Consider the following 12206-nt stretch of genomic DNA (forward strand, 5'->3'; position numbering starts at 1 on the left):
TGCTTGCACCACTGATCTGCCGAGCGTAGAGTTGTTTTTGCTCTGGACTCGAAACTCACCTTTCAAGGTATGGAGGATGCGACTATGGCAAGGGTGAAGCAAGCTTCGAAGGCGAAGCGTGTGACCAAGGCCGCCATGCCGGCGCTAGGGGCCGCCGGTTTGACTTTCTCACTAGCCGGGGGCGCATCTGCGTCGGCTATTCCGACAGACGATGGACAACACACCACGAACCTTGCGCCGACGCAGGCGCTGACGCTCGGCGAAGAAGAAATCGCCGATGTCAGCCTGGCGACCTTTCATCTGTTCGACAAGGAAAACGCCGGTGGCGTGCAGGTCGCCTGGCGCGGTTGCGGCGGTTGCCGTGGTTGCGGCGGTTGCCGTGGTTGTCGCGGTTGCCGCTGTGGCGGCTGCGGCGGCTGTGGCGGTTGTGGCTGCGGTGTGGGCGGCTGCTGCCTCTCGTGGGGCGCCTGCCGTTTGTGCTAACGGCGGCAGATTGCTGACATACTGGCGAACGAAAATCGGGATGGCCGGGCTCGACATCGTCGACCCGGCCATTGCATGTCTGCATTCCGATGCAACAGGCTGCGCTGCGACCGCCGTGCATGGCCCACGACCTATTCCCAAGCTTTTCGAAAAGTGCTAGCGCGCGTGCGGGGATCTTGGCCGCACTGTCCGACCTGCGCGGCAATCCGGAGTAACTGACAGCATGTGCCGAGGCCATGACTAGCCAGCGCAAGAGCAAGCCGCGAAACAACGGTAAGCCAGCCAAACCGCGCAGCACCGCGCGGCGCGCGGCCAAGGATGTGCTGCAGTTCGCGCCGAATTTTACCGCCTATCTGGTGCCGCCCGAGAGCGTCTGCCTTTACTCCGAGGATCGAAAGTTCTTCCTCCATGGCACGCTTTACTGTGCGCTCGCCGCGGCCATCGGCAAGGGCGGCCGAACCGTGGCGGAAATCGTGCGCGAGCTGTCACGGAAATTTCCCGCCGACAAGGTCGAAGAAGCGCTCAGGCGGCTGATCGAGCGCCATTACGTCGTTTCGGCACTTCCCTCTACCGACGGCACCGTCGCGGGCTATTGGGCAAGCCTCGGTCTGCCGCCTGAAGTAGCCGAGCGCAATCTGGGCGATTGCCGCGTGCTCGTCGAATCGATCGACGTGAAGGGCGCGGCGCAGTTGACGGCGGCGCTGAAGGACCTCGGCGTCAATATCGTCAAGCGCGCGCCCGACCTGACCGTGACGCTGGTCAACGACTATCTGGAACACCAGCTCGCCGATTTGAACACCCAGCGGGTATCGAGCAAAACGCGCTGGCTGCTCGCGCAACCCTCCGGCGTCTTCCCACTGGTCGGTCCGCTGTTCAGTCCGGGAGAAACCGCCTGCTGGACCTGCCTGTTCGACCGCATGATCCGCAACCGCGAGATCAAGGGCTTTCTTGCGCGCGGCCCAGCCGAAGCCGTTGCCGTCTCACCGCTTGCCCGCAACACGCTCGGACAAACCGCGATCCAGTTCGCCGCGGTCGAAATCGCCAAGGCGATCGCGTCCGGATTCCGCACCGATCTGCGCGATCACATCGCAAGCTTCGACTTGATGGGTGCCACGATCGCCAAGCACTATGTGGCGCATCGCCCGCAATGCCTGACCTGCGGCAGCAAGAAGCTGCAGAATCCGCGCCGAGCGCCGCAGCCGATCGAAATCGGCCCCGGCTCCAAACTGATCATGACGAGTGGCGGCTACCGCTCGGTGTCATCGCGCACCACCGTCTCGCGCTTCCGCAAGCATGTCAGCCCGCTCACCGGCGTGGTGACCCGGCTCGAGCGTATCGAGGCCGACCTGCCGATGAACACGAATTACTTCGCGCAGCATAATTTTTCGGCGCCCGCCACGAGCATCGATCAGCTTCGGTCGGGATTGAGCGGCGGCAGCTTCGGCAAGGGCTCGACCGCCGAGCAGGCCGAGGCCAGCGCGCTGATGGAGGCGATCGAGCGCTATTCCGGAATCTTCCAGGGCGACGAGATCAGGGTGACGCGGCGCTTCACTGACTTCGCGCCGGGCGAAGCGATCCTTCCCAACGACGTCCAGCTCTTCAGCGAGGGGCAGTTCCGCAACCGGCACTCTCACCCGGCGGACGGCTCGCACCCCGCCCCCGATCCGCTCGATCCCTCCGCGAAGACCGAGTGGTCTCCGGCCTGGTCGCTGCGCGACAAGCGCTTCGTCCATCTGCCGACCGGGCTGCTCTATTTCTTCTATCGGGATTTCCACACCGACTCCAACGGCTGCGCCGCCGGCAACACGCTAGCGGAAGCCATCGTGCAGGGCTTTCTCGAGCTCGTCGAACGCGATGCCTATGCGATCTGGTGGTACAACCGCCTGCGCTGTGCCGAGGTCGATCTCGACACGTTCGACGACTTCTATGTCCGCGACGTCAAGGCGCAGTTCGCGGATGCCGGTCGCAAGCTCTGGGTGCTCGACGTCACCTTGGATCTCGGCATACCCACCTACGTCGCGATCATGCACTGGACGAAGGACGGCAGGGAGAATATCGAATTCGGCTCCGGCGCGCATTTCGATCGTCGCATCGCGCTGCTGCGGTCGCTGACCGAGCTGTCGCAATTCCTGTCGATCGGCCTGATGGGCGGCGGCAGCGGCGACAAGTCGAGCCTCGACGGGGTCACGCCGTTGCGGCTGGAGAACTACCCGTTCCTGCTGCCGGCAAGCGGCACGGTTGCGAGGCCCGCACTCGGCATGAATGTCCCGCTCGACAGCGCGCGCGAGCAGGTCGATGCCTGCGTCGAGGTCGCCCGCCGCGCCGGCCATGACTTCATCGTGCTCGACCAGACCCGCCCCGATGTCGGCGTGCCGGTCGCGCGCGTCCTCGTGCCCGGCCTGCGTCACTTCTATCAGCGCTTCGGCCCCGGCCGGCTCTATGACGTGCCGGTCAAGCTCGGCCTGCTCGATCGCCCATTGCAGGAAAGCGAGCTTACGCCCTTCCTTCCCCACACCTGAGGGAGATCGCCGCCTTGCGCGCTGGACCTGGTGGTCCGATTCCAACATTCGCTTCCCCTTTCGGAGGCACTTTGGCAAATGTTGGAATCAAAGGACCACCAGCAAATTGTGGATGCTAGTGGAGCTGTGGGTTTGACGTTCGCATGAAGGAGACGCGGCGAATGGGTAGCGAACGTCAAATCCGCTCCACTAGGAAGCGAGCAACCGCGCGCCCCACTCTTTCCGTTCGCCTGAACGACCGCGTCACGCTCGAAGGCGATGTCGACGGCAACATCGCCGTGAGCGTCGAGGGCTTTCGCGAGGAGCTCGGCCGGTTCAGCACCGCGGCGGCAAAGCGCGCCGCGGCGCTGCGGTCGGGCATTCCGCTTTCCGAGCTGTCGAAGTCGCGAAGCGCGGCCGGCAAGGAGATCGGCGTCCTGGCGCAGCGGCTGGCGCGCCGCGGCCTCGTCGAATATGGGCTGCGGCGCGCGCGCGGCGGCGATCTCGTCGCCATCGAGCCGCAGGGGCCGGACTACTGGCCGAAATTGCCGAAGCTCGGCCTTTCCGACACGGTCGCACTGTCGCGCTTTGCGTATCTGCGCCGGCGCGGCCACGACATGGTGCTGGAATCGCCGCGCGCCGGCGCGCTGTTTCGGATCGGCGATCCCGCGATCGCGGGGTTCCTCGCCGCGCTCGCCGTGCCGCAGAAAGTCAGGGAGGTGCGGCGGCGCAAGGACTTTCCTGGCGACGCGCTGCTCGCGCTGCTGCTCGATGCAGGCATGCTGTTGAAGCTCGACGCCGGCGGCGACGACGGGCGCCGCACCAGCGAAGGCGACCCGCACCTCGTACTCTGGGATTTCCACGACTTGCTGTTTCACACCCACTCGACCGAGGGCCGGCAGGCCAATCCACTCGGTGGCGTCTACTCATTTGCCGACCTCATCAGGCCGCCGCCGGCGGTCCGGCCGTCATGGCCCGGCAAGAAGATCGCTCTCGGCGGAATTCCGGATGCGGAAGCGGAGCCGAGTTCAGCCTATGCCCGGCTCGTGCACGCGCGCGAGTCGATCCGCGATTTCGACGATGCGCGGCCGATCACGCTCGCCGAGCTCGGCGAGCTGCTCGCCCGCACCGCGCGCGTGCAGTCGAAATGGACTGCCGCGCTCGATTTCGAGGGCGGTGGGCCGGAGGTCGACTTCACTACCCGCCCTTATCCGTCCGCCGGCAGCGCCTATGAGCTCGAGCTTTATCTGACGGTCGTCCAGTGCGAGGGCCTCGCACGTGGCTTCTATCACTACGATGCCGATCAGCATGCGCTGGTCGCGATCGAGGCGCGGCCGGATGTCCTGGAGGCGATGCTGCAAAGCGCGCAGTTCGCGATGGACGCGGCTGCCCCGCCGCAGATCCTGGTCACGATCGCCGCGCGCTTCGAGCGGATATCCTGGAAGTACCGCGCTATCGCCTATTCGCTGATCCTGAAAGATGTCGGCGTGCTGACGCACGCGCTCTACATGGCTGCCGCCGACATGGGACTTGGCGGCTGTGCCATCGGCGCCAGCAATATCGAGCTGTTCGTGAAAGCGACCGGCATCCCGTTTCACGTCGAAGGCCCGGTCGGCCAGTTCGCGCTCGGCCGCGGCGCGCCGCCGACTTAGCGTCAGGTCTCAGTCCGCCTTGGCGCTCGCGGCCATCTCGAGACAGTGCAGCAGATAGGACGTGCGCTCGCGCGGCATCACCTTGTCGGCGTCGGCCTTGCGCGCGCATTCGAGTTGCCTGAGCTGCTCGGCTCGCCGTTTTTCGGCAGCCTCACGATATTCCGGGGCGACGTGTGAGGGATCGACCAGCTTCTGCGCCAAAGCCGGCGTCATGAGCGGCAACGAAAGCACGATAAAACGAAGGAACAGCTTCAAATGAGCCTCCTGAAAACCAGCCTGCGGTAATAAAACTGCAATGCGAAAGCAAGGATTGTGCCGGTATCACGGGGCGCCGTCAACAGCTGGCCCGGACGTGCTGACGCAGAAACATGCCGGGAGGCCAACGGCCCCGGCATTTTGAGCCGAGGCCGCTCCCGGAGTTGCAAACCGGTCCTTCCCGCGAGAAACGAAGGCCCGCAAGCGCTGACACGTCGCGGCGCGCTGCCGACCGCTCCCTGGTCTCTTCGCTGATCCCGTCTCGCGCGATCAGGCGATCGGCACGCCGTAATAGGCGTTGAGCGCGCGGTTGCCTTGCGCGTCGCTCCAATTCCATTCGCGCTCGTCAGCGTATTTCGGCGCGCCGCGAAGCTGCTGCTCGGTCAATCCAGTGACGTAGCCGCCGAGACGGGTCTCGTACTTCAATGATTGCCATGGCAGCGGGTAGTGGTCGTTGCCGAGGCCGAGGATGCCGCCGAAGCCGAGCACCGCGTAAGAAACCCTCCCCGATACCTTGTCGATCATGACCCGCTCGATCGAACCGATCTTGCTGTCGTCGGCGCCAAACACGGCTGTGCCTTCGACCTTGTCGCTACCTATGAGATTGACGGTTTCCTTTTCGTCCATCATCATTCGACTTCTCCTCATGTGATGACGCGGAGCCAACCGCCGGACCAGGCGCCGGTTCCTGCTTGGGCGCGCGGTGCGCGGAACCCGGCGTCGGCGTCCGGCCCGCATCGTCCAGATGGGGGTTGCCTGTCGCCTCATGCGAAACCGACTTGTCGGGCCCTGTATGATGCGCCGTCTGCGCCCGCGCCTTGTCCGCCGGTTGATCTTCGCCGTTCGTGTTCTTGAGAATGCCGTGATCGGAATGCTTCATCGCTCTCTCCCTTGCACGGTCAACAGAAAGCGAACGGCGCGGTTCCAGCCAACTCAAGGCACGCTCGGGAGTTGTCGATATACGGTACTTACCGAGATCGAGTTGAATGGAGTTCAAATGGAGGAACCTCGCAAGAAACGGAACCGCTCCCACCCGAGCGACGCGTTCGAAGTCCGCCTGCAGCGCTTCGCTGACAAGGCCCGTGAAGCGGCCAATTGCCTGCCACCCGGCGGCGAACGGGATGCCTTGATTAAAAAAGCCGAGCAGACTGAAAATGCACTTGACCTTTGCGGGTCGCTGGCCCTGCATGATCGTCGAGCTTCGAACAGGGAGCGATAGACGCAGCAATATGAATAAAATGGGGGAGGAAATGATCGCCGGTAAGTTCGACTCCCGTACGTTTGCCAACATGAATGTCGCACTGGACCGCGTCTGCGAGAAGGTGCCGCATGGCGAGGAGCACGTGGTCCGCAAGCGCGTCGCCAAGCAGATCATCAAATGCGCAACCAGTGGCAGAACCACGCTGAGCGACCTGACGGCCGCAGGACAGCGCGCGCTGATCAAGGTCGCCACGGTCGCCAGCAAATAGTTCGCCAATATCCGCCTCGATCGGGCAAGCCGCGTGGAGGCCGGGCCTGCCTGCCTCCGGCTCCGTTGGCACGCGTCAGTCCCGTTTGCTGAGATTTTCGGCCATCTCGAGATGATGCTTCAGGGTTGGCAACGTCTTGCCGGCCCAGTCCTTCAGCTTGGCATTGTCGCATAGCGCTCGAACAGGGAGACGGCATCCCTGTGGGCGCTGACCTGCATCGGATCATATTCGCTGGCGAAATCCGCAGGCTTTGCGTCACGCAGCTTGTCGAGCTTCTTCTGCGCGGAGCTGTCGAGCGCCGACGGAATCTCGGCCTTCACGTCGCCACTGCTCACCAGGCCCTTCAAGTCCGACGTCGTCTTGGTGTGGTCGGTCACCATCTGCCCGGCGAACTTCTTTTCCTCCGCATTGCCCTTCTCTTCCGCGAGCTTCGCGGCCGCGATTTCCAGCATGTCGCTGGTCGCGGCTTCCCTGACGAAATCCTGTGTCGTTGGACTGATGCCGAGCGCGGAATTGACGCCGGTTTTCTCTCCGACTGACTGCGCCGATGCCGGTGCTGACGCGACGATCGCCAGGACGGCGATCGCGATGGCCGAACTCTTCATGTGAATCTCCAAAATCGTCACCTGCTACAAAGCATCGAGCCTCCTGCATTGTTCCTGTCCCGGCGACTGCCGGGCGCGGAACTCCGACCCGAAACCGCCGTTGTCGCGCATGGCATTGATGACGATTCACCCGACGGCGGCCGACATCGCGATTGCGAACTACATTGCGGCCCACACCAATCCACCCGCGGAGGAAACCGCCGAGGCCGTCACCTGGGGTGGCGACGAGCACGTGCTGTGCGCACTGACGATCACCTTCTGGATCTGGACGCGCGCAAGCGAGCAGCGTCGGCGGGCCCGGCGCACCGCCGACCACGTGCTCCTGACGACGCTCGTCGCCTCCGCGCTGCCGCACCTGCTCAAGGCCGCATTCGATCAGCGCCGGCCCGACCGACTGACCGTCCGCGGACACTGGCGGGGCATACCGTTCTCCGGCCGGGAGATGGATGCCTTTCCGTCCGGTCACGCGGTTCATATCGGGGCGCTGGCTTCGGCGGCATCGGAACTGCCGCCGCGGCAACGGAACCTGGTCTGGCTCGCGGGCGCGGGTCTCGTGGCCACCCGGATCGTGTTGCTCGCGCACTGGACGACCGACGTCCTGGCCGGCCTTGCGATCGGGGCCCTGGCCGAGCGCGCGTTGCGGCGCCTGACCGGCTATGGGCGACCGTCCCAAGGCAGCTGATCGCTCGGTCCTGCAAGGTCACGCCTATGGACATGCCCCTCCACCCCACATGGACGGATATCGCGATCCGCCTTGCGCTCACGATGCTGGCCGGGGCCATGCCGCCGGATTCAGGACGACCATCCTGGTCGGTCTCGCCGCAGCGGTCGCCATGATCCAGATCAACATCCTGCTGCCCGTCAGCGGCAAGACGGCGGAGTCCTTCGCGGTCATGGACATGATGCGGCTGCCGCTCGGCATCCTCACCGGTGTCGGCTTCATCGGCGGCGGTGCGATCCTGCGCAAAGGCGATCTCGTCACCGGCGTCACCACGGCCGCGACCCTGTGGCTGATGACGGTGATCGGGCTGTGTCTTGGCGGCGGGCAATTGCTGCTCGGCAGCGTCGCGACCGTGCTCGCCGTGCCGACGCTGCGGGCGCTGAAATGGGTCGACTTCGTCATGCCGCGCGAGCATCGCGCGCGGCTCGCGGTCACGAGCGGCACGCACTGGGAGGTCATGGAAGAATTGCCCCGGCTGGCGCAGGCGATGGGCTATCGCATGCGTTTTCAGGAGCAGCGTCGCCAGCCCGGTTCCGACAGTTCCGACTTTACATTTGAACTTGGCTGGAGACGCCCGGAACTCACCAGCCCACCGCTTGAGCTGCTGCGCGCGATCGACCGCCGCTTTCCGGTCAAAGCATTCGAGCTGACAACCGACGCCTGATCAAACCGACCGGCGGGCCGCACACTGACGGCGTTTCCCCGCTCATCCGTCGCTCTCAACACGTTCGCATTCAATAGATCAAGGCCGCCCCCGGGACGGCGGCCTTGATCGATCGCATCGACGACGCGATCAGCGGGATTGCTTCTCCATGTTGCTGTCACCGGAAGGATGGGCCATGGCACCGGAATGGCGACGGGTCGTCGTCGCGCTCGAGCCGGTGGTCATGCCCTTCTTGGTGTTGTGAACGGCGCCGGGCGTGTTGCGGGTGGCACCGGGGCCGACATTGCCTTCGCTCGATGCGCCCGGCGCGGGTTGCGACTGGGCGAAGGCGCCGGCGGTCGACAGCGCGACAATGCAGACGGATGCGAACAGGATTTTCTTCATCGTGGTCTCCTGGCGTTGAAGTCCACGATCAACCGGGTTGGCTGAGCAGGGTTCCTATCGGGAGAAATTCGCCGGAGGCCCTCGCCCGCTAGCGCCACATCGTCGGCTTGCCCTCCAACGCCTGACGGCCCGCCGCCTTCAAATCCTCGACCGTCCACTCCCTCCTGGTCGCAGCTTCCAGGATCTTGGAAGCCACATGCGCCCGGGTCGAGGTTTCGAGCCGCGGGACGTTCTCGCAAAGCTCGTCCAGCACGGCACGCAACAACGCGGCGGTTTCGGGATCCAGCATCGGCGCTCTCCTTCTCGGCCGATTCTGGCCTGCTTTCGGCGCCGGAACTGTTAGCCAGGTTACACTTGCGGGAATTTCATGGCGGCCCGGAATCGACCCGGCCCCGGTCGTGGCCGGGCACGCTGAGATGGACCTCGTGGCCCTGGCGGATCGCCAGCGACGCCGCCGCCGCTGCGGACTCGAAGGCCGACTCCTTGGTCGCATAGGTGCCCTTGATATCGCCGTCGTGCAGCACGCCCCATTCGTTCCGGACGGCCACCACCGCATATTGCGCTAGTCCCATGTTAACCTCCTGCAGCCGCCAGCGGATCGTTCGACATCCGCTGAGGTCAACGGTTGCGGCCCGGCGGCGTTCCCGTCGGCGAGGAACCCGCTCATCGAACGATTGTTCTTCCCCAATGGACGGAGGAACCAGCACCCGCGATGAGCAGGCGGAAAAGCCTCACACCGCCCTACGCTTGACGTGATGGCCCTCCCTCACCTCTCCGATGATCCTGGCCCTGAAGGCCTCCAGGTCAATCGGCAGCACCCGGCATCGTTCCCGCCGTGGTCGTGGCGGCTCCGACGCTTCAGGATTTTGTAAAGACCTGCTGCAGGAAGCACAGCCCGTCATAGGTCAGCCGGGTTTCGCTGGTCTCGCCCCTGGCGACCTCCTCCTCGAGATAGGTCTCGAGATCGGGCAGCGCGCGGTCGAACTTCTCGATCGCGCCGACCATCTCGCAGGTCTCGCGGATGCGAGCGATCGGCTTTTCCAGGATGTCGATGATGACCGCCATAATCGCACAATACGGTCACACGCCTTTGGTTCCCGGCGCTGCTCGCGCCGTCAGCGCTTCGATTGCACGGCTAGCCCCTGATCGTAATGCCGCGACCACATGCATCGTTGATAAAGCAAGCCTGAAGCGCTTCATCGAGCTGATCTGACCGCTTGCCATCGAGATTTACGTCGGGAAATCCGTGGCTTCGCAGATAAAGCTGCATCTGCAAAATGGCGCGAACACCTCCGACCGTGACGATCGCATCCAAGTCCTGCTTTGCTTCCACAGGTTTCCCGGTTCGGGCTAGTGCAAGCGCGCGCTGAACATACAGATTGACTAGGTCCGGTCGGATCGGAGCGACACCGGATCGATCTGCCGGTTTCCCGAGAACGACATTCAGATCATCCAGCGCGCCGGCATAATCGCCGGAGCGTGCGTGAACGACTGCCCGGATCTGGAGGGCGCCTTTGTCGAAACGACGCAGGGCAAGCACCGCAGTTGCGTCACGCCCGGCGTCTTCGGTCTTGCCGACGCGCATGCGAATCTCCGCACGCGACAGCAAGGTTCTGGGTTCATCGGGCTCGAGTTCGAGCGCGGAATCGAGGTCGCGCTCCGCGGCGTCGAGCCTGCCCATGCGAACGAAGATCGTGGAGCGGATCCAAAGTGCGTCTGCGTTCTTTGGATCGATATCCAGCGCCCTGGTGGCGTCGCGAAGCCCGAGCGAATTTTTCTCGCCCGGAACAATGAAAGCCCGCGTGGCCAATGCGTTGGAATTCGCCGGATCGATCTGAAGCGCGCGATTGACGTCCCTTTCGGCCTCGTCGAGCCTGCCGGGCATTTTTAAACGAGCGCGCAAGACAAGCGCAGAGCCATTGAGCGGATCCTCGGCAATCGCCGTATCCAGCTCATTGACAGCCTGGTCAACCCGCAGAACGGAAATCAACAGCCGGGCTCGTTCGACACGCTCTTGCGAGCGGCGTCCGGGCGGCAGAGTTGAAGCGATCGCCGGCGGATCACATTCGCCTCTCATCCGGGCTGCATAGCTGACATTGCATGATCCGCTTCCGAACGAACGGATAGGGCCGGCAGTCCCCAAAGGATCGGATGCAAAGCAGGGCGTGACCAGCAGGTCCGCGGTCAGGACGGCAACGGCAACGCAATGACGGCGGATTCCGACCAGCATTTTTCGGCCTAGTTGCAGCGCTTGTCGATCATGCATGCCCGGATCGCGTCTTCGAAAGCGGGGGTCAGGGCGGACGGGTCGTCATCCGATCGCCAATATCCGGCATTGCGCAGGGCCGGCATGGTTGCCTCCAGCATTGATCTGCTGATCGTCACGGCATGTGCCATATCCGTGACAGCGAGCTCGGTTTGATCCAGTTCGCGATGGATTCTGGCGCGCATATGCAAGCCGCCAGCGAAATCGGGATAAATCGCCAGGACCCGATCGAATACCGCCAGGGCTTCATCCATTTGGTTGAGTTGCGCGTGCAGGACGCCCTTCGCATAAAACGTATCAGTATCGACCGAGCCAAGCGCGATCGCTTCACCCAGGTCGGCGAGCGCTTCCTTTTCCCGGCCGGGCTTGCCGGCGAGGAACACCCCGCGAGCCGACAGTGAAGCTGGTGAACGGCTATACGTTACAGCGGCATTGAGGTCCTGTTCGGCGCGATCAGGCCGGCCCAGCGCATCATAGATGTCCGCACGGTTCTTCAGCGCCAGGATATGGAAATCCACATGGTCGCCTCTTCCATCGAGAAACCCCTGACGGTTGATGGCATCAGGAGCGATGGCGACCAGAGCGTCGGCATCTTTCAGCGCCTCGTCAAACTGCCGGCGTTTTGCGTTGTTCTTGCTCCGGAAGAACAGGGCATAGGCATCGTTTGGGTCGGACGTCAGCGCCATCGCGTAGTAGCGCTCTGCCTCGTCCAGATTGCCCATATCCCCGTTAAGCGCCCCGAGGGTCCTCAGCGCGTGGCCATTGGACGGGTTCAGCGCCAGGGCGTCCTGCAGAAACGACACGCCCTCCTGATAGCGCTTCGCGCGAAAAGCGATGTTGGCGCGGGATACAAACAGCTCCTCATTGGTTGGCGTCAACGGGATTGCGGCGTCGTAATCCCTCCCGGCGAGATCAAAGCACTTGGTGTTGTGATAAGCTCTGCCGCGGATGTACAAGGCATATCCGCGATCGGCAGGCGAGGTTGCCTTGTCCGCGATGATTTTCGAGCACGGTTCGATCGCTGCCTCTGGACGGGTCTCGACTTGCGAAAGCGAACATTCATCACTCGCAGCGGTCACCTCAAGGCCAGCGCCCGAAAAACCCGCGATGACAACCATCATCAGCAAGCTCGAAAGCACGCGTCCAATCATTGCTGGGCCGGCTGAAGGAAGGACGAGACAAAAGTGAATGAGGTCAGTCGGGGGCACA

General features: G+C 63.7%; 15 protein-coding genes and 1 pseudogene. 5 read left to right on the forward strand and 11 right to left on the reverse strand.

The window, feature by feature from the left end; genetic code table 11:
- Positions 1 to 171: 171 nt before the first annotated feature.
- Positions 172 to 555 carry a hypothetical protein gene (locus tag QOU61_RS19670; RefSeq protein WP_289652861.1) on the reverse strand — a complete coding sequence of 128 codons (384 nt, stop codon included), beginning with the start codon at positions 553 to 555 and terminating at the stop codon, positions 172 to 174.
- A gap of 164 nt (positions 556 to 719) precedes the next feature.
- Between QOU61_RS19670 and QOU61_RS19675 the strand changes: the two genes are divergently transcribed.
- The gene (locus QOU61_RS19675) at positions 720 to 3002 is read left to right on the forward strand and encodes a TOMM precursor leader peptide-binding protein (protein ID WP_289652862.1); all 2283 of its coding nucleotides are present in this window, start codon (positions 720 to 722) and stop codon (positions 3000 to 3002) included.
- Between the two features lie 161 nt (positions 3003 to 3163).
- Positions 3164 to 4633: a SagB/ThcOx family dehydrogenase gene (locus tag QOU61_RS19680; protein ID WP_289652863.1), complete on the forward strand. Its 1470-nt coding sequence runs from the start codon at positions 3164 to 3166 to the stop codon at positions 4631 to 4633.
- A gap of 9 nt (positions 4634 to 4642) precedes the next feature.
- On the opposite strand, the gene QOU61_RS19685 is transcribed toward QOU61_RS19680, so the two are convergent.
- The 3 genes from QOU61_RS19685 to QOU61_RS19695 all read right to left on the reverse strand — a co-directional run bounded on the left by QOU61_RS19685 (position 4643) and on the right by QOU61_RS19695 (position 6077).
- A complete protein-coding gene (locus QOU61_RS19685; RefSeq protein ID WP_289661619.1) occupies positions 4643 to 4846 on the reverse strand; it encodes a hypothetical protein in 204 nt (67 codons plus the stop codon).
- 312 nt (positions 4847 to 5158) lie between these two features.
- The gene (locus QOU61_RS19690; protein WP_289652864.1) at positions 5159 to 5521 is read right to left on the reverse strand and encodes a PRC-barrel domain-containing protein; all 363 of its coding nucleotides are present in this window, start codon (positions 5519 to 5521) and stop codon (positions 5159 to 5161) included.
- Positions 5481 to 6077 (reverse strand): hypothetical protein, encoded by a 597-nt coding sequence (locus QOU61_RS19695; protein ID WP_289662302.1) that lies wholly within the window; start codon positions 6075 to 6077, stop codon positions 5481 to 5483. The genes QOU61_RS19690 and QOU61_RS19695 overlap by 41 nt, the downstream gene beginning before the upstream one ends.
- Between QOU61_RS19695 and QOU61_RS19700 the strand changes: the two genes are divergently transcribed.
- Positions 6076 to 6357 (forward strand): hypothetical protein, encoded by a 282-nt coding sequence (locus tag QOU61_RS19700; RefSeq protein WP_289652865.1) that lies wholly within the window; start codon positions 6076 to 6078, stop codon positions 6355 to 6357. The two genes, QOU61_RS19695 and QOU61_RS19700, sit on opposite strands and share 2 nt — an antisense overlap.
- Positions 6358 to 6432: 75 nt before the next feature.
- Here QOU61_RS19700 and QOU61_RS19705 read toward each other — a convergent pair.
- Positions 6433 to 6962 (reverse strand): annotated as a pseudogene (locus tag QOU61_RS19705) (DUF4142 domain-containing protein).
- A gap of 109 nt (positions 6963 to 7071) precedes the next feature.
- Here QOU61_RS19705 and QOU61_RS19710 point away from each other — a divergent pair.
- Positions 7072 to 7644, forward strand: coding sequence for a phosphatase PAP2 family protein (locus QOU61_RS19710; RefSeq protein WP_289652866.1), 573 nt, complete (start codon positions 7072 to 7074; stop codon positions 7642 to 7644).
- A 151-nt stretch (positions 7645 to 7795) separates the two neighbouring features.
- Positions 7796 to 8347: an MgtC/SapB family protein gene (locus QOU61_RS19715; RefSeq protein ID WP_354142458.1), complete on the forward strand. Its 552-nt coding sequence runs from the start codon at positions 7796 to 7798 to the stop codon at positions 8345 to 8347.
- A 129-nt stretch (positions 8348 to 8476) separates the two neighbouring features.
- Here QOU61_RS19715 and QOU61_RS19720 read toward each other — a convergent pair whose 3' ends face one another.
- The 6 genes from QOU61_RS19720 to QOU61_RS19745 all read right to left on the reverse strand — a co-directional run bounded on the left by QOU61_RS19720 (position 8477) and on the right by QOU61_RS19745 (position 12118).
- Positions 8477 to 8731, reverse strand: a complete 255-nt coding sequence (locus QOU61_RS19720) for a hypothetical protein (RefSeq protein WP_289652867.1) — start codon at positions 8729 to 8731, stop codon at positions 8477 to 8479.
- 88 nt (positions 8732 to 8819) lie between these two features.
- The gene (locus tag QOU61_RS19725; protein WP_289652868.1) at positions 8820 to 9020 is read right to left on the reverse strand and encodes a hypothetical protein; all 201 of its coding nucleotides are present in this window, start codon (positions 9018 to 9020) and stop codon (positions 8820 to 8822) included.
- A gap of 76 nt (positions 9021 to 9096) precedes the next feature.
- The gene (locus QOU61_RS19730; protein WP_289652869.1) at positions 9097 to 9303 is read right to left on the reverse strand and encodes a hypothetical protein; all 207 of its coding nucleotides are present in this window, start codon (positions 9301 to 9303) and stop codon (positions 9097 to 9099) included.
- Positions 9304 to 9589: 286 nt separating this feature from the next.
- Positions 9590 to 9796: a hypothetical protein gene (locus QOU61_RS19735; protein ID WP_289652870.1), complete on the reverse strand. Its 207-nt coding sequence runs from the start codon at positions 9794 to 9796 to the stop codon at positions 9590 to 9592.
- Positions 9797 to 9866: 70 nt separating this feature from the next.
- Positions 9867 to 10997 carry a tetratricopeptide repeat protein gene (locus tag QOU61_RS19740; protein WP_289652871.1) on the reverse strand — a complete coding sequence of 377 codons (1131 nt, stop codon included), beginning with the start codon at positions 10995 to 10997 and terminating at the stop codon, positions 9867 to 9869.
- Complete coding sequence (locus QOU61_RS19745) at positions 10970 to 12118, reverse strand: tetratricopeptide repeat protein (protein ID WP_289652872.1); 1149 nt, start codon at positions 12116 to 12118, stop codon at positions 10970 to 10972. Before QOU61_RS19745 ends, QOU61_RS19740 begins: the two co-directional genes overlap by 28 nt.
- Positions 12119 to 12206: the final 88 nt, after the last annotated feature.

It is taken from the genome of Bradyrhizobium sp. NP1 (genome assembly GCF_030378205.1).
Classification (GTDB): Bacteria; Pseudomonadota; Alphaproteobacteria; order Rhizobiales; family Xanthobacteraceae; genus Bradyrhizobium.